The sequence below is a fragment of the Pseudomonas sp. MF08875 genome, from assembly GCF_059862525.1.
This window is the reverse complement of the sequence record NZ_JCBCUW010000017.1, coordinates 67,292-84,344: the sequence shown is the minus strand read 5'-3', so window position 1 is coordinate 84,344 and position 17,053 is coordinate 67,292. Positions and strand designations below refer to the sequence as shown.

Here is a 17,053-nt window from a genome sequence, read left to right as displayed (position 1 = left end):
ATGGAAACCCGAGCCCATCACGTCTTGATTGGCCTGTTCACCGTTCTGGTGGTGGTCGGCGCCTTGCTGTTCGGCCTGTGGCTGACCAAATCCAGCGTGGACAGCGAATTCAAGGACTACGAAATCGTCTTCAACGAGGCGGTCAGCGGCCTGTCCAAGGGCAGCGCGGTGCAGTACAGCGGGATCAAGGTCGGCGATGTGGTCACCCTGCGCCTGGACCCCAAGGACCCGCGCCGGGTGCTGGCCCGCATCCGCCTGAGCGGCGAGACGCCGATCAAGGAAGACACCCAGGCCAAACTGGCCCTGACCGGCATCACCGGCACCTCGATCATCCAGCTCAGCGGCGGTACCCCGCAAAGCCCGACGCTGCGCGGCAAGGGCGGTAAGTTGCCCGTGATCGTCGCCTCGCCGTCGCCCATCGCGCGCCTGCTCAACAACAGCAATGACCTGATGAGCAGCGTCAACCTGCTGCTGCACAACGCCAACCGCATGTTCTCGGCCGAGAACGTCGATCGCGTCAGCAGCACCCTGGCGCATCTGGAGCAGACTACCGGGACCATCGCCGAGCAAAAGGACGATATCCGCCAGGCCATGCAGCAACTGGCCGCCATCGGCAAGCAAGCCACCGCCGCGCTGGAGCAGACCACCGCGCTGATGCGCAACGCCAACGGCCTGCTCAACGACCAGGGCAAGCAGATGTTCGGCAGCGCCGAGCACGCCATGGCTTCGCTGGAGCAAAGCACCGCGACCATCAACAAGCTGCTGACCGACAACCAGGACTCCCTGAACAACGGCATGCAGGGCCTCAATGGCCTGGCGCCAGCGGTGCGCGAACTGCGCGACACCTTGAGTTCACTGCGCGCCATCTCCCGTCGCCTGGAAGCCAACCCCAGCGGTTACCTGCTGGGCAGCGACACGAACAAGGAATTCACCCCATGAGACTCGCCTACCGCATCGCCGGCCATTGGGCCCTGCTCGCCAGTTTTGCCTTGACCGGCGCTTGCTCGATCCTGCCCAAGGCGCCGCCCGCCGACGTCTACCGCTTGCCCTCGGCCCAGGCTGGCGCGGCGGCCCAGGCTCAGGCGCAGCCCTGGTCGCTGCGCCTGGCCAAGCCCCAGGCCAGCGACGCGCTCAACAGCACGAAAATCGCGGTCATCCCCCAAGGGGACGTGCTGAGCAGCTACAAGGCCTCGCGCTGGAGCGACCCGGCGCCGGTGCTGCTGCGCAACCGCCTACTGGACGCCTTCGCCCGCGACGGCCGCGTGCCGCTGCTGAGCATCGACGACAGCAACCTGCAAGCCGACTTCGAGCTGGGCGGGGTGTTGCAAGCGTTCCAGACCGAGTACCAGGGCACGGCCGCGAGCGTGGTGATCCGCCTCGATGCGCTGCTGGTGGGCGGCAAAGACCAACGCATCCTCGCCAGCCGCCGCTTTGAAGTGCGCCAGCCGTTGAGCGACGTGCAAGTGCCCGCGGTGGTGGCCGGGTTCGGCCAGGCCAGCGACAAACTGACCGCGCAAGTGGTGGCGTGGGCGGTGGCGCAGGGGCAGAAGCAGCACAAGCCTGGGAATAACTAACGCCTGTGCAGCCACCTCCCTGAGGAAGCGGTGCCTAACGCTCATCTCAACTACACCAGCGATCCACTGTGGGAGCGGGAGGGTGGTTCTGCGCCTGACTCAACCAAAAAACCAATAACAAACCCCAATCGCCGCCACCACACCGGCGAACTCCGCCAGCAGGGCGCAGCCCACGGCGTGGCGGGCGCGTTGGATCCCGACGGCGCCGAAGTACACCGCCAGCACATAGAACGTCGTCTCGGTGCTGCCCTGAATCACCGCTGCCACCAGTGCCGGGAAGCTGTCCACGCCTTGGGTTTGCATGGTTTCGATCAACATCGCCCGCGCCGCACTGCCGGAGAACGGCTTGACCAGCGCAGTCGGCAGGGCATCGACGAAGCGGGTGTCCCAACCGGCCCACTCCACCAGGTGGCGAATGCCGTCCAAGCCAAAATCCAGCGCCCCGGACGCCCGCAGCACGCCCACCGCGCAGAGCATCGCCACCAGGTACGGCAGCAGGCTCTTGGCCACGTCGAAGCCTTCCTTCGCACCCTCGACGAACGCCTCGTAGACCTTGACCTTGCGCAGCGCGCCCACCAGCAAGAACAGCATGATGAGGCCGAACAACGTCAGGTTGCCGAGGATCGAGCTCAACGCCGCCAGGGCCGTGGCCGACATAGTCGCCAGCAGCGCCATGAAGCCGCCCAGCAGCAAGGCGCCGGGAATCAGGTAGGCCAGCACCACCGGGTCCCACAGGCGCAGGCGCTGCATCACCGCCACCGAGAGCAGGCCCACCAGGGTGGAGGCGCTGGTGGCCAGAAGGATCGGCAGGAACACCAGGGTCGGGTCCGGCGCGCCTTGCTGGGCGCGGTACATGAAGATCGTCACCGGCAGCAGGGTCAGGGACGAGGCGTTGAGCACCAGGAACAGGATCTGCGCGTTGCTCGCGGTGGTGGGGCTGGGGTTGAGTTCTTGCAGGGCGCGCATGGCCTTGAGGCCGATGGGCGTGGCCGCGTTGTCCAGGCCCAGGCCATTGGCGGCGAAGTTCAGGGTAATCAGGCCGATGGCCGGGTGGCCGGGCGGCACGTCCGGCATCAGGCGCAGGAACAACGGCCCCAGGGCCTTGGCCAGCCAATCGACGATGCCGGCCTTCTCCGCGATGCGCAGAAAGCCCAGCCACAGGGTCAGGGTGCCGAACAGCAGCACCATCACCTCCACCGAGAGCTTGGCCATGGCGAAAATGCTTTCCACCATCGCCGCGAAGATCCCGGCGTTACCGCCGATCAGCCACTGCGCCATGGCCGAAACGGCTGCAACGATGAAAAAGCCAAGCCATAGGCCGTTGAGCATCAGTTAAGTCCCCCGAAAGATGCCGCGAATGATAGCGGGGCGGGCAGAAACGACAAACCCCGGAATCACCGGGGTTTGAGGTTCAACTGTTGTAGCAAGCGGGCGGCTCAGTGGCTGGAGGGTTCGCCCGCCGGCAGCGGCTCTTTGCTGCGCCAGTGCGGCAGGGAGTTCCAGTAGCGCTCGCCCTTGGCGTCGTCGTACATGCCTTCCCAACGTGCAATGACCAGCACGGCCAAGGCATTGCCGATTACGTTCAATGCGGTACGGGCCATGTCCATGATGCGGTCGACACCGGCGATGAACGCCAGGCCTTCGAGCGGGATGCCCACGCTGCCCAGGGTCGCCAGCAGTACCACGAAGGACACACCCGGCACGCCGGCGATGCCTTTGGAGGTGACCATCAGGGTCAGCACCAGCAACAGTTGCTGGCTGATGGACAGGTCGATGCCGTAGAGCTGGGCAATGAAGATCGCCGCGATGCTCTGGTACAGGGTCGAACCGTCGAGGTTGAAGGAGTAACCGGTAGGCACCACGAAGCTGCAAATGGCTTTCGGCGCGCCGTAGGCTTCCATCTTCTCGATCACACGCGGCAGCACGGTTTCGGAACTGGCGGTGGAGTAGGCCAGCACCAGCTCATCCTTGAAGATGCGCATCAGCTTGACGACCGAGAAGCCGAACAGGCGTGCGATCAGGCCCAGCACCACGAAGGCGAAGAACAGAATGGCCGCGTAGACCAGAACCACCAGCTTGGCCAATGGCAGCAGCGAGGCGAAACCGAAGTTGGCGACCGTCACCGCGATCAGGGCAAAAACGCCGATCGGGGCGTAATTCATAATCATGTGGGTGACTTTGAACATGCTTTCCGAGACGCCCTGGAACATCTTCACCAGCGGGTCGCGCAGGTCGGCTTGCAGGCTCGACAGACCGAGGCCGAACAGTACCGAGAAGAAGATGATCGGCAGCATTTCGCCACGGGCCATGGCGGCAAAGATGTTCGACGGGATCAGGTTGAGGATGGTTTGAATGAACGCGTGTTCATGCTGCACCTCGGCCGCGGTGGCCTGGTACTTGGAGATATCCACCGTACCCAGGGTGCTCATGTCGATGCCGGTGCCTGGGTGGAACACGTTGGCCAACACCAGGCCCACCAAAATGGCGATGGTGGTGACGATCTCGAAGTAGATGATGGTCTTGAGGCCGATGCGCCCCAGCTTCTTGGCGTCCCCGACCCCGGCAATGCCGACGATCAGCGACGAGATCACGATGGGAATCACGATCATCTTAATCAGGCGGATAAAGATATCGCCCGCAGGTTGCAAGACGTTGGTGATCCACCAGGCTTTCTCGGCACTGAAATGGTTGAGCAACGCACCAATTGCAATCCCCAGGACCAGACCGATGAGGATCTGCCAGGCGAGGCTAAGCTTTGCCTTCTTCATATCGTTACCCTTACTTCAGTTTGACTCGGGCGGATGCACGAACTGGAACGCTCGATAGCGTAAAAGTCTCGGCATCTGCCCCCGTATAAGGTGCCCCGGAGCGCGTATTTACGGCTCTCTGGCAGGCGAAAAAAGGCGCAACTATTCCGATGCAAGGGAGCGCCGTCTAATGCCGTAAACGCCTACCCTATGCCGAATCGGCATGAGATTTCCCAAACAAAACCATAGTCCCAGCAGGTTCGGATACGACATTTCGGCAGTCGAAAGTACCGTGAACCGGCCATCTGCGGTGAATGCGGGGGGTTTCGGGTTTGGGAGTGCCTTCCTAAAAACCGGGCGACAGCCTACATCCAGAGGCAAAAACAAAACCCTGATCGTAGACAAGTTTCTCGATATACGGTCGCAAAGAAACACCGCGAAACGGTTAAGTCCGACGCAGCGTGGGGATTTTTCGATGGCAGCGGCGAGAACCGCTCTAGGACGAGGCTTTCAACAAATCATCGGGCAGCCACTGGCCGCCCGTCATTTGTAAGCAAGTTTTATGTGAGAGTGAGCCGCTCGCCCCCGATAGCGGTGCATCAGCCAAATCGCACAGCGCCTGGCAGATGGCTATCGCGAGCAGGCTCGCTCCCACATAAGTGGCTATTAACCCTCAAGCTTTTAATACCAATTCGGGTCTTTCTTCAGTTGCTCGTTAAGCAACGCCTGCATTCCTGCATCCGGCTCACCGAGGAAGCGCTTGTCAGCATGGCGGGTCGGCGACTTGTCGGACGGCAACCCGGCCGGCACCTGCACCCACATGGCATAGGCGTTTTTCTTATCCAGGCTGAACGCCACGATCAGGCGATTGTTCAGGCAGCTCTGCTGGGTTTCGCACAGCGGGCCGACCAGATACGGGTCACCGTCCTCGGTCACAGCATTCATTTGTTCGGCGTAACCGGAGAGGTTCATCACCCATTCCGGCAACCGCTCTTCTTTTTGCACGACGCCTTGCCAGGTCTGGCGGTATTGCGGGTCGGCGCTCAACAGTTCGTTGGCCCGCGACTGGCCGTCATTGGCCGCCATGGCTACGGCACTGCCGCCCAGCAACAGGGCGGCGGCCAGTGTGTTTATAGAGGTACGCATGTTCAGCCTCGACCGCGACGGCCAAAGAAGAAGGAAGCGATGAACATCACCAGGAACACGACGAAGAGAATCTTGGCGATACCCGTGGCGGTGCCCGCGATACCACCGAAACCCAGGACAGCAGCGACGATGGCGATAATCAGGAATGTGATAGCCCAGCTCAACATGGTGATTCTCCTTAACGCACGGCGGCGTTTTTTGCGTTTCCTGGCGCGGTCGATCCGCACCAAGCCTTATGCCTAGAACACCCAGCGTTCCTGCCCGGCAACCCCGTCTAGCGACTGGATCTGTTCAACTTCGAGCATCTGCGGGGGCGCGCTGTCAGCCAAACGGCTGCTGACGGCACTGAAATGGGTCTGGGTGGTGTGCTGCACCGGCAGCAGCGGCGCCGACACTTGGGGGCTCTGGTCCATGCGTTGCAGCAATTGACCGGCCACCAGCGTCACCAGCAATGCCAGGAGGGCAAACAGCCCTTGCTGTACATGCAGTGGCGAAATATGCACTTGGGCGAGACGTTGGCGATTCATCCTGAAACTCCTCTCACACAGGTTGTTGACTCAAGGAGCGGCGCCGGTAACTGCGCTGCTGACAAACAGACTATTGCAGCCTGCATGCCAGTTTTTATCAGGAATTTAATTCAATAAAATCAACAAGTTACAAACAAATAGAAATCACTGGCAGACGCATCTTGCACGATGGGCCTTCCGGCATCGTGCGCAATGCACGATACAAGCGAAGAAAAATGTAAAGTTTTTGGATCGCAGACGCCGGCGCACTGTCAGAAACTGTGAGCGAACGCTGGCCAATGGCCTGACAATTTCAAAAAACTCATTAAATTCATAAAGTTAGCTATTAATTCGGCAGAGAACTAACCTGCGCCCCGCGTAAACGCGCAGAATCGACCATGCAACTTGCCCGATTTGCGCGGGACTAACGCCATTCATTCATTAATAAGGAGCACGGGACAATGGAATCAGCCACGGAGAATCAGGGCCGTATTCTGCTGGTGGACGACGAGTCCGCCATCCTGCGCACCTTCCGCTACTGCCTCGAAGACGAGGGCTACAGCGTCGCCACCGCCAACAGCGCGGCCCAGGCCGATACGCTGCTGCAACGCCAGGTGTTCGACCTGTGCTTCCTGGACCTGCGCCTGGGCGAAGACAACGGCTTGGATGTGCTGGCGCAAATGCGTATCCAGGCACCGTGGATGCGCGTGGTCATCGTCACCGCGCACTCGGCGGTCGATACCGCGGTCGATGCGATCCAGGCCGGCGCGGCCGATTACCTGGTCAAGCCGTGCAGCCCCGACCAGTTGCGCCTGGCCACGGCCAAGCAACTGGAAGTGCGCCAGCTCTCGGCGCGCCTGGAGGCCCTTGAAGGCGAAGTGCGCAAACCCCGCGACGGCCTCGACTCCCACAGCCCGGCGATGAAAGTGGTGCTCGAAACCGCCCGCCAGGTGGCCGGCACCGACGCCAACATCCTGATCCTCGGCGAGTCGGGCACCGGTAAGGGTGAGCTGTCCCAGGCGATCCACGGCTGGAGCAAACGGGCGAAAAAATCCTGCGTGACCATCAACTGCCCATCCCTGACCGCCGAACTGATGGAAAGCGAACTGTTCGGCCACAGCCGAGGGGCCTTTACCGGCGCCAGCGAAAGCACCCTGGGGCGGGTCAACCAGGCCGACGGCGGCACACTGTTTCTCGACGAAATCGGCGACTTCCCGCTGACCCTGCAACCCAAGCTGCTGCGTTTTATCCAGGACAAGGAATACGAACGCGTGGGCGACCCGGTGACCCGCCGCGCCGACGTGCGCATCCTCGCCGCCACCAACCTCAACCTCGAAGACATGGTGCGCGACGGGCGCTTTCGCGAAGACCTGCTCTATCGCCTGAACGTCATCACCCTGCACCTGCCGCCCCTGCGCGAGCGCCGCGAAGACATCCTGACCCTGGCCGACCGCTTCCTGGCGCGCTTCGTCAAGGATTACGCGCGCCCCGCCCGGGGCTTCAGCGACGAGGCCCGCGAAGCGCTGCTCAACTATCGCTGGCCGGGCAACATCCGCGAGCTGCGCAACGTGGTGGAACGGGCGAGCATCATCTGCCCCCAGGAATGGGTGGAAATCAGCCACCTGGGCATGGCCCCGGCCAGCACCTCCAACGTCCCGCGCATCGGCGCCGCCCTAAGCCTGGACGAACTGGAAAAAGCCCACATCGGTGCCGTGCTGGCGACTGCCGAGACCCTCGACCAAGCGGCCAAAACCCTGGGCATCGACGCCTCGACGCTTTACCGCAAACGCAAGCAATACAACCTGTGAGCCGCGCCCGATGAAACTCGCGATGAAATTGCGCACCCGCTTGTTCCTGAGCATCTCTGCGCTGATTACCGTCGCCTTGCTGGGCCTGCTGCTGGGGCTGGTCAGCGTGATGCAGATGGCCAACAACCAGGAAGCCCTGATCCGGCACAACTTCGTCACCCTCGACCTGGGCCTTAAGCTGCGCCAGACCCTGGGCGATCAACTGGTCATGATGCTGCGCGATACTCCCGACCTGCCGGCGCTCGAAGCCTCCAAGAAACATTACTTCGAGCTGCTGGATGAGGGCATCGCCCACGAACAGACCGGCGAAAAGCCCAGCCTCGGGTTCGAGCAGGCCCGGCGCGACTACCTCAGCTTCCTCCAGGCCTTCGACCAGTCCCACGGCGCACCGAACAAACTCACCGCCAGCCAGGAAGTCAGCGACAAATTCAACGTGCTGCGCAACGGCTTGATCGTCGAGCACAAGCAGGCCCTGAAGAACATCAGCGACACCCAGAACCAATCCCGCGCGCGGGCCTTGCTGATCGCCACCCTGCTGGGCTTGGTGGGCCTGGCGGTGCTGATAATCGGCTTTATCACCGCCCATGGCATCGCCCAGCGCTTCGGCGCACCCATCGAGGCCCTGGCCAAAGCGGCGGACAAGATCGGCCAAGGCAACTTCGAGGTGACCCTGCCGATTTCCTCGGCTGCGGAAATGAACCTGCTGACCCGGCGTTTCGGCATCATGGCCGAGGCCTTGCGCCAGCATCAGGCGACCAACGTCGACGAACTGCTCGCCGGCCAACAACGCCTGCAAGCGGTGCTCGACAGCATCGACGACGGCTTGCTGATGATCGACCGCCAAGGACGCCTGGAGCACCTCAACCCCGTAGCACAACGGCAACTGGGCTGGGACGAGGAACGCCTGGGCCAAGGCCTGGGCGCGGCACTGGAGCGCCCCGACTTGGACGAAGAGCTGCAACTGGTGCTGCGCGGCGGCAGCCTGGAGCGGGCCCCGGAAGACTTGAGCGTGGAGGTCGACGGCGAGTCGCGCCTACTGACCTACAGCCTCACGCCGGTCAGCCATACCCAGGGCCACATCCTCGGTGCGGTGATGGTGCTGCACGACGTCACCGAGCAGCGGGCCTTCGAGCGGGTACGCAGCGAATTCGTCCTGCGCGCCTCCCATGAACTGCGCACACCGGTCACGGGCATGCACATGGCCTTCGGCCTGTTGCAAGAGCGCGTGCATTTCGCCGATGACTCGCGCGAAGCCGACCTGCTCAATACCGTCAATGAAGAAATGCAGCGCCTGATGCAGTTGATAAACGACTTGCTGAATTTCTCGCGCTATCAAAATGGCCTGCAAAAACTCACCCTGGCACCGTGCGACCTCGAAGTGCTGCTGGAGCAGGCCAAGACCCGCTTCACCGCACCGGCCCAGGAAAAAGGCGTGGAGCTGTTGATCGAAGTGCAGGCACCCTTGCCGCGCCTGCAAGCCGACCAGGCGCAACTGGAGCGGGTGCTCGACAACCTGATCGACAACGCCCTGCGCCACACCGCCAGCAACGGCCAGATCCGCCTCCAGGCACGGCGCCATGGCGAGCGGGTCATTGTCAGCGTCGAGGACAATGGCGAAGGCATCGCCTACGGCCAGCAGGGGCGGATTTTCGAGCCGTTCGTGCAGGTCGGGCGCAAGAAGGGCGGCGCCGGGCTGGGCCTGGCCCTGTGCAAGGAAATCGTGCAACTGCACGGCGGGCGCATGGGCGTTTACTCGCGGCCGGGGCAGGGCACGCAGTTCTACATGGCGTTGCCGCTGTAGGGCTCAGATCTCATCCGCCACACGCCGGGCGCCCACGCGCCGGCCCCGGGTCATCAACTCCACCAACTGCATCGCACTCAGGGCATGGGAAAACAGCCAGCCCTGGCCGAACTTCACCCCCTCGCTGTGCAGCAACTGGGCCTGGGACTCGAGCTCGATGCCTTCGGCGATCACCTTGAGCTGCAACGCGTGGGCCATGCGGATGATATGGGGCGCCACGCCACTGCTGGCCGCGTCATGGCCCAGGGCGTCGATGAATGCCTTGTCGATTTTCAGGCAATCGACCGGCAGGGTTTGCAAGTACGCCAGGCTGCAATAGCCGGTGCCGAAGTCGTCGATCAGCACCTGATGGCCCAAATCCCGCAGCGCTTGCAGGTTGCTGCGCGCGACCACCACATCAATCAGCCCCCGCTCGGTCACCTCAAAGGCGATCTGCCGGGCCTGCACCCGATGCTGGCCCAGCAACTTGGCCATCACCTCGCCCACCCGCGGCACCATCACATCGCACGCCGCCAGGTTGACCGAAATATAGAAGTGCGGATTGGCCCGCAACACATGGCCCAGTTGCTCCAAAAGGCGCTGAAGGACGAAATCGGTGATCTGGCGGATTTGCCCGCTGTCCTCGGCCATGGGGATGAACAGGTCCGGGCTGGTCAGGGTGCCGTCCGGGTGCCGCCAGCGCAGCAACGCCTCGGCGCCCACACAGTGGCGGCTGCGCAGGTCGAAGATCGGCTGATACAACACCTGCAACTCCCCCCGGCGCAGCGCGCCCTGTAACTCGCCGCCCATTGATTGGCGCTGGCGCGCCAACTGCAACACCAGTACGCCGATGAACAGCGCCAAGGTCAGGCTTACCGGCAGCAACCAGCGCCAGGACTCGGCCACCTGCAACGTCAGGCGCGCACGCGGGGCGATCAGCACCAGTTGGTATTCCTGATTGTCGGTGGGCATGCGGTAGATCAACTGGTTCGGCGTCACCAGCAACGGCTCGCTGGCTTGCGGCGGCCAGGGCTCGAAGGGCGGCCAGGATTGGGCCGCCCCCAACACCGGTATCGCGCGCATGCCGCGATCGAGCACCACCATCAGGCTGCTGCCCTCGGGCAAATCCACCACATCGGTCAAATGCCCGCGCGAGGTCGCCACGCGGAAATTACCCCGGCCCAGCATCAGCGCGGCCAGGTTTTCATTGGGTTCGGCGGAGGTGTTGAGCCAGTAGCTGTAGGTCGGGCCGCGAAAGTCGGCGGGGCGGGTGGCGGGCAGGCCATTACGTGGCGGGCCGCTGGAGCAGATGCGGTCCGCCTCGATGTAGGCGGCCTCATAGATGAAGCGATAACTGAAACCGACCTTTTGCAGGGTTGCCACCATTTGCTCGCTACAACCGCGCAGGGGCTGGGCCTGCAACTCGTCCAGGCCCTGGCGCAACTGGCCGAACAACTGCTCCAGACGCTCAAGGAAGCGCTCACCCTGGGCGTTCATCTGCTGGCTTTCGCGCAACTGCACCTGATGCATCGCCACGCCCAGGCTGCCCAACAGCAGCAACCCCGCACTCAGGACAGCCGCCAGCGTCGCCAAAAACCAGGGGCGATGAAACCAACTGCGCAGGGTCTCGCGAGCGGCCGGCATCTTGGGACATCCAAAGAATTACCAATGAGTTATAGCAACAGTTTGAAAAAATGCGCCAACCGCCGGGCAGCGTCAGTTTTTTGTCTGGCTGAGCACCTGGAGGATCGCCGCGCTCTCGGCATCCGGCGAACCGTCGAAACGCGCCGGGCGGAAACGCATCTGGAACGCCGCCAGCACATGGCGGGTCGCCACATCCATCTCACCCGTCTGCGGCGTGCTGTAGCCCAGGCGTGCCAGGCCTTGCTGGAACCAAGTGGCGCTGGGCATCTGGGCCGCGAACCGCGCTTGCTCACGGGCTACGGCCCCGGCATCCGGCCAGATCGCCAGGCCCGCATCGGCGAGGCGCTTCCACGGGAACAGCGGCCCCGGGTCGAGTTTGCGCAGCGGCGCGATGTCGCTGTGGCCGATGATGTGCTGCGGGGCGATCCTGTACCGCGCGCTGATGTCCTTGAGCAACGCGATCAGCGCCTGCACCTGAGCCTCGCTGTATGGGTACCAGACCCGCCCGGTGGGTGTATCGCGGAACCCCGGGTTGACGATTTCAATCCCGATGGAGCTGGAGTTCAGCCAGGTACGGCCCTGCCACTCGCTTTCCCCGGCGTGCCAGGCCCGCAGGTTCTCATCCACCAATTGGTAAACCGTGGCGTTGCGGTCATCGCCAATCAAGTAGTGGCTGCTGACTTCACCGTGGGTCAGCAGGGCCAGGGAACGCTCCAGCGACGCAGAGGTGTAGTGCACCACCACAAACTGGATACGGCTGTCGAAATTGACCGAAGGATGGCTTTTATCGATGCGCGGGCCGCTGGCGCAACCGGCCAACACAACGAACGACAGAACGAGCAGGAAAGACTTCATGGCGGCAGGGGTACGCATGGGAAAAGAACGCAACAGTGTAACGTAGCGCCCAGTCAGATCCGGCAAAAAGCGCCGTTTTAAACAAAATGGAACAAATGCTGGTCAGCCCATTTCAACCCGATTGCGCCCTGCATCTTTGGCTCTGTAGAGCGCCTGATCGGCTCTTTTGAGCACAATTTCGCTGCGTTCGCCGGTTTTGAACGCACTGAGGCCGATGGACACCGTAATCGTCACGCGCTCGCCCTTGAAGTGGAACGGGCAAGCCTCGATGGCCGCGCGCAGGCTTTCCATCAGGCTCATGCCCACGGCGGGTGAGGTGTCGGGCAACAGCAGCACAAACTCTTCGCCGCCAAAACGGGCGATGAAATCCGCGCCGCGCAGGCGTTTGCGCAGGACGGTGGCGATGATTTTCAACACTTTATCGCCGGCCAGGTGGCCGTAGTTGTCGTTGATGCGCTTGAAGTGGTCGAGGTCGAGCATCGCCAACAACAGGGTATTGCCGTGCTGCTGCCACTGGCCGATTTCATGCTCTAGGCGTTCGCTCCACGCGGCACGGTTGGGCAGCCCGGTGAGGGGGTCGATCAAGGCTTTCTGGCGCTGTTCTTCAAGGTGTTCGCGGTAGCCCTGGGCTTCCTGCTCCATGTGCGCCACGCGCTCGGCCAAGCCTTGCAGGCGTTCGGCAACTTCCTGCTCGCGCTGGTCACGCTGCTTCTGATGCTCATCCATGGTGCCGAGCAGGCCTTCGAGGTGGTTCTCCAGCACGTGCTTGAGGCCTTCCAGGTCCGCGGCGTCCTGCACACTGCTCTGCAAACCATCGACCTGCTCGCGAATCTGCGTGTCCAGCTCACGCGCCGCCGAGCGGCTGTCGTCGTGGCCGGCGCTGGCGGCTTGCAGGTTGCTCTGGAACGACTCCAAGCGCTCGTTGAGTTGCTTGAGGTAAACCTCGAACTCATGCTGGCCGCTATCGGTGATTGCCAACATCAAGACCGCAAGATCGTCGAGGATCGGCAGCAATTCGTACCAGTTCAGCCCATGTTGCAGCCGTTCGCGCATGGCTTCGGCTTGCGGGCGATGGCGCTCGGGCAGGGACAGGTCGTCCAACAGGCCGAGCAAGGTGTCTTCGATGTGCTTGGCCACCGAGCTATACGACGGCTCGGGGCTGTCCGGCAGGGTGTACTGCGGGTCTTCCTGGTCCGGCAGAGGCGCGTCGCTGGCGGGTTGCGCGTCGGGGTCGGCGGGCGGTGGCTCGGCAACAACCGGCTCGGCCTCAGCCAGAGGCAGGTCGGCCGGGGGCTGTTGCAAAGCCTCCTGCGGCGCTTCAACCACGGGTTCAATACGAGGTTGCGCCGGCTCTGCCAACACGACCGGCGGAACGAAGGCCACGACCTCAGGCTCAGGCTCAGACTGCGGCGCGGGTTCTGCTACAGGAACGGGCGGCAGCGCTTCGATTTTCAGGCTGGCGGGCTCAATGACGACCTCGGCAGGCAGCGCGGCGGGGACCGCCACAGCGGCAGGCGCCGGGGGGGAGTGCGCAACGGGCGCCACCACCACGGAGGCAGGCATCGGGCGCTGGCCCGCCGTGGCGGCCTCTTCAGCTTGCGCCAATTCCGAATCGTCGTCCTTGCCGCCAAACAAGCGTTGCAACAGCCCGGGACGGCTCGGCTCGGCTGGGGTTTCCAGGGCACTAAGGGCCTTGCTCTGCAAACCGCTGAGCTCACCCAGCAATAGCGGAATCTCCCGCGCCTGGCTGACGCGACCATCGAGTTGCTTGGCGAAAGCCTTGAGCGGGCGGCTGATGTCGCGGGGCAGGGGCAGGGTTTGCAGCTGCGCCACCAGCGAGGTCAGCGCAGTGCTGATTTGCTCCACACGGGTTTCGCGGCGTTGCTCGGAGTCGAGTACGGCTTTTTCAAGACGCGGCAGCAACGCCGCCAAACGGGCATCCATGTCGTCGGTGCGCACCACTTCGCGCATTTCCTTCATGCATTGGTCGACCACGCGGTCGGTGCCTTCGGCCGCCAGGGTGCTGCGCACCAGGCCACGGCGCAGCAGGTCGAGACGAGCGTTCCAACGCCGCTCTAGCTTTTCCTGTTGTTCGATGCTTTTGAGGTATTTCTCTTTCCAGCGCTGGGCGTCGTCGCTCATGCAAGGGGTCCGCGAGGGGCAGGGCGCAACGCGGGCAATGCATCGGCCGTGAGCGAACCCGGCAAACGAATCTCTACCGCGACCGGCAGGTGATCGGAAATAGGTTGCGCCAGCACTTCGACTTTTTCGAGGGTCAGGCTGGGGCTGAGCAGAATGTGGTCAAGACAGCGTTGCGGGCGCCAACTGGGGAAGGTCGCCTCGACTTGCGGTGCGAGCAAGCCCAGGTCCCGCAGCGGCGAGCTTTGCAGCAGGTCACTGGCGTGGGTGTTCATGTCGCCCATCAGGACTTGGTGCTTATAGTCGCCGATCAGGTCGCGAATGTACGCCAGTTGCAGGGTACGGGCGCGAGCCCCCAAGGCCAGGTGCATCATAACCACCACCAGCGCGTCGGCACCTTCGCCAAAGCGCACCAAGATCGCGCCGCGACCTTTGGGGCCGGGCAATGGGTGGTCTTCGATGACCCACGGCCGCATACGGCTGAGCACACCATTGCTGTGCTGGCCTAGGCGACCGAGGTTGCGATTGAGTTGCTGATACCAATAGGGGAAGGCACCGAGCTGGGCCAGGTGCTCGACCTGATTGACGTAGCCCGAGCGCAGGCTGCCACCATCGGCCTCCTGCAGGGCCACCAGGTCGAAATCCCCCAGCAGGTTGCCGATCTTCTGCAGGTTATCGGCACGCCCGGTGTGCGGCAGCAGGTGCTGCCAGCCCCGGGTCAGGTAGTGCCGATACCGCTCGGTACTGATGCCCACCTGAATATTGAAACTGAGCAAACGCAGACGGCTGCCCGCGGGCATGCCCGTTTCTTCCAAGTGATGTTCGTTGACCTTCGGGTCGTGATGGCCAACGACCCGATCAGTACTCCAGCGGCGCATGGTAGGCGCCGCTTACTTAGCGGCGCGCTCCTTGACGATCAACTGGTCGGCCACGTTCAGCACACCCTCCGGACCACCAGCGGTGCCCAGGTCAAAGCGATACTTGCCGTTGACGACCAGGCTCGGTACACCGGTGATTTCATACTTCTTGGCCAGTTCCTTGGCTTGGTTGACCTGACCTTTGATCGCGAAGGAGTTGAAGGTCGCCAGGAACTTGTCTTTATCGACGCCTTGGGTGGCCAGGAAGTCAGCCATGTCGTCAGGCTTGGTCAGTGGCTTGCGTTGTTTCTGAATGGCTTCGAACACGGCAGCGTGCACCTTGTGCTCCACACCCATGGCTTCCAGGGTCAGGAACATCTGGCCGTGCGCGTCCCAAGGACCGCCGAACATCGCCGGGATGCGCTTGAAGCTCACATCCTTAGGCAGCTTCTCAACCCACGGATTGATGACCGGCTCGAACGAATAGCAGTGCGGGCAGCCATACCAGAACAACTCGACCACTTCGATCTTGCCCGGAACAGAGACAGGAACCGCATTGCTCAGCTCCATGTATTGCTTACCGGCTTCAAGCGGCTCTTGGGCCGCTTGGACGTTCATGCCCAGCAGGCTGGCACCGACGAGCGCGGCGCTGAGAATCAGATTACGCATGCTTTACTCCTGGAAAATTGGGTCGCCTCGCAGGCCTGTACTCAGACAGGTCCCGGCGGGCATGAGTTCGCTAGTGTAACGGCAGCGGCCACAAAAAAGGGCGGCCAGGGCCGCCCTTTTTATGCTCGATGGATTAATCGAGCGTTAACGCGGCAAAGGCCTCAAGCCCACGCCGCGCGAACCGATCCGGCCTTAGTGCAGGCCCTGGATGTAGCTCGACACTGCGGCGATGTCTTCATCGCTGAGCTTCTTGGCGATGGTCTGCATGGTTTTGAGGTCGCCATCGTTGGTGCGCCCGCCTTCTTCTTTGCGGAAGTCAGTCAGCTGCTTGGCGATGTAAGCCGCGTGCTGGCCACCCATGTGTGGGAAACCTGCGGCAGCATTGCCGGCGCCATTTGGCGAGTGGCAACCGGTGCAGGCTGGCAGGCCTTTTTCCAGATTGCCGCCACGGAACAAGGCTTCACCACGCGCCACGAGTTTGGGATCCGCCGCGCCGACGCTGCCTTTCTGGCTGGCGAAGTAAGCGGAGATATCGGCCATGTCCTGATCGCTCAGGTTGGTCAGCAGGCCCGTCATTTCCAGCACAGTGCGTTTGCCCGACTTGATGTCATGCAGTTGCTTGGTCAGGTACTTCTCGCCCTGGCCGGCCAGCTTTGGAAAGTTTGGCGCCATGCTGTTGCCATCAGGGCCATGGCAAGCACCACAAACGGCAGCTTTCGCCTGGCCGGCGGCGGCATCGCCTTTCACGTTCTCGCCTGCAGCATTGGCGATACCTGTGATGCCCAAGGTCAACAGCAGACTCACGATCAGTTTGTTCATCAGCTAATCCAACTACGGCTAAGGGTTAAAAGAGTTATGGGCCGGGCTTACTCGCTCATCCAGTGGATGATTGCTTGGTAATCCTCGGCACTGCAGTCCATGCACAAACCACGCGGCGGCATCGCCTTGAAACCCTGGGTCACGTGTTGCACCAGCGTCTCCATACCTTGCGCCAATCGTGGCGCCCAAGCTTCCCGATCGCCCTTGCGGGGCGCCATGGGGAGTTGGCCGGAATGACAGGCTCCACAAACACGGTTGTACACAGCTTCCGGATCCTGTGTAGCCTGAGCGCTGTAAAGCGGCATCAAGACACCGGCAGCTAGCAGCCATTTCGTCATAAAACGACCTATTCAGGGTTGAGAGCGTGCTGCGTTCTAAGTGCGCAATCAAGGTCAACGCTCCCGTGACTTCATCCTACGCCGGGACAAAGCACACACAAAATCTGCGACATTATATACTGGCGCTACTGAAACGGAAACGACACTGCTTGCCGCACCCATTCCCGGCAC

16 protein-coding genes are annotated in these 17,053 nt (G+C 62.4%); 4 read left to right on the top strand and 12 right to left on the bottom strand.

Annotation, left to right across the window (positions count from 1 at the left end; translation table 11 throughout):
• Both AC19YT_RS12315 and AC19YT_RS12310 read left to right on the top strand, forming a co-directional pair.
• On the top strand, positions 1 to 939 hold the full coding sequence (locus AC19YT_RS12315; protein ID WP_095110311.1) for an MlaD family protein: 939 nt from the start codon (positions 1 to 3) through the stop codon (positions 937 to 939).
• Complete coding sequence (locus AC19YT_RS12310) at positions 936 to 1,574, top strand: ABC-type transport auxiliary lipoprotein family protein (protein WP_500610328.1); 639 nt, start codon at positions 936 to 938, stop codon at positions 1,572 to 1,574. The genes AC19YT_RS12315 and AC19YT_RS12310 overlap by 4 nt, the downstream gene beginning before the upstream one ends.
• A 99-nt stretch (positions 1,575 to 1,673) precedes the next feature.
• Here the strand turns inward: AC19YT_RS12310 and AC19YT_RS12305 are convergent, their stop codons facing one another.
• The 5 genes from AC19YT_RS12305 to AC19YT_RS12285 all read right to left on the bottom strand — a co-directional run bounded on the left by AC19YT_RS12305 (position 1,674) and on the right by AC19YT_RS12285 (position 5,994).
• Positions 1,674 to 2,903 carry a nucleoside recognition domain-containing protein gene (locus AC19YT_RS12305; protein ID WP_095110308.1) on the bottom strand — a complete coding sequence of 410 codons (1,230 nt, stop codon included), beginning with the start codon at positions 2,901 to 2,903 and terminating at the stop codon, positions 1,674 to 1,676.
• Between the two features lie 107 nt (positions 2,904 to 3,010).
• Positions 3,011 to 4,342: a glutamate/aspartate:proton symporter GltP gene (gene gltP, locus AC19YT_RS12300; RefSeq protein WP_095110306.1), complete on the bottom strand. Its 1,332-nt coding sequence runs from the start codon at positions 4,340 to 4,342 to the stop codon at positions 3,011 to 3,013.
• A gap of 660 nt (positions 4,343 to 5,002) precedes the next feature.
• Positions 5,003 to 5,467, bottom strand: a complete 465-nt coding sequence (locus AC19YT_RS12295; RefSeq protein ID WP_500610327.1) for an inhibitor of vertebrate lysozyme family protein — start codon at positions 5,465 to 5,467, stop codon at positions 5,003 to 5,005.
• Positions 5,468 to 5,469: 2 nt separating this feature from the next.
• On the bottom strand, positions 5,470 to 5,634 hold the full coding sequence (locus AC19YT_RS12290; protein WP_003170804.1) for a DUF1328 domain-containing protein: 165 nt from the start codon (positions 5,632 to 5,634) through the stop codon (positions 5,470 to 5,472).
• Between the two features lie 72 nt (positions 5,635 to 5,706).
• Entirely contained in the window at positions 5,707 to 5,994 is a 288-nt protein-coding gene (locus tag AC19YT_RS12285; protein WP_095110303.1) for a hypothetical protein, read from the bottom strand.
• A gap of 440 nt (positions 5,995 to 6,434) precedes the next feature.
• Between AC19YT_RS12285 and algB the strand changes: the two genes are divergently transcribed.
• Both algB and AC19YT_RS12275 read left to right on the top strand, forming a co-directional pair.
• Entirely contained in the window at positions 6,435 to 7,781 is a 1,347-nt protein-coding gene (gene algB / locus AC19YT_RS12280) for a sigma-54-dependent response regulator transcription factor AlgB (RefSeq protein ID WP_095110301.1), read from the top strand.
• Positions 7,782 to 7,791: 10 nt separating this feature from the next.
• Positions 7,792 to 9,582, top strand: coding sequence for a KinB sensor domain-containing domain (locus AC19YT_RS12275; RefSeq protein WP_095110300.1), 1,791 nt, complete (start codon positions 7,792 to 7,794; stop codon positions 9,580 to 9,582).
• Positions 9,583 to 9,585: 3 nt separating this feature from the next.
• Here the strand turns inward: AC19YT_RS12275 and AC19YT_RS12270 are convergent, their stop codons facing one another.
• From AC19YT_RS12270 to AC19YT_RS12240, 7 genes are all read right to left on the bottom strand, one after another.
• Positions 9,586 to 11,205 (bottom strand): EAL domain-containing protein, encoded by a 1,620-nt coding sequence (locus tag AC19YT_RS12270; protein WP_500610326.1) that lies wholly within the window; start codon positions 11,203 to 11,205, stop codon positions 9,586 to 9,588.
• A 72-nt stretch (positions 11,206 to 11,277) separates the two neighbouring features.
• A complete protein-coding gene (locus AC19YT_RS12265) occupies positions 11,278 to 12,060 on the bottom strand; it encodes an N-acetylmuramoyl-L-alanine amidase (RefSeq protein WP_095110297.1) in 783 nt (260 codons plus the stop codon).
• A 102-nt stretch (positions 12,061 to 12,162) separates the two neighbouring features.
• Complete coding sequence (locus tag AC19YT_RS12260) at positions 12,163 to 14,202, bottom strand: GGDEF domain-containing protein (RefSeq protein ID WP_500610325.1); 2,040 nt, start codon at positions 14,200 to 14,202, stop codon at positions 12,163 to 12,165.
• Positions 14,199 to 15,077: an endonuclease/exonuclease/phosphatase family protein gene (locus tag AC19YT_RS12255; RefSeq protein ID WP_095110294.1), complete on the bottom strand. Its 879-nt coding sequence runs from the start codon at positions 15,075 to 15,077 to the stop codon at positions 14,199 to 14,201. The genes AC19YT_RS12260 and AC19YT_RS12255 overlap by 4 nt, the downstream gene beginning before the upstream one ends.
• Positions 15,078 to 15,089: 12 nt before the next feature.
• Entirely contained in the window at positions 15,090 to 15,725 is a 636-nt protein-coding gene (dsbA, locus tag AC19YT_RS12250; RefSeq protein ID WP_500610324.1) for a thiol:disulfide interchange protein DsbA, read from the bottom strand.
• 192 nt (positions 15,726 to 15,917) lie between these two features.
• Entirely contained in the window at positions 15,918 to 16,544 is a 627-nt protein-coding gene (locus tag AC19YT_RS12245) for a c-type cytochrome (protein ID WP_095110291.1), read from the bottom strand.
• A gap of 47 nt (positions 16,545 to 16,591) precedes the next feature.
• The gene (locus AC19YT_RS12240) at positions 16,592 to 16,882 is read right to left on the bottom strand and encodes a c-type cytochrome (RefSeq protein ID WP_095110289.1); all 291 of its coding nucleotides are present in this window, start codon (positions 16,880 to 16,882) and stop codon (positions 16,592 to 16,594) included.
• Positions 16,883 to 17,053 lie beyond the last annotated feature (171 nt).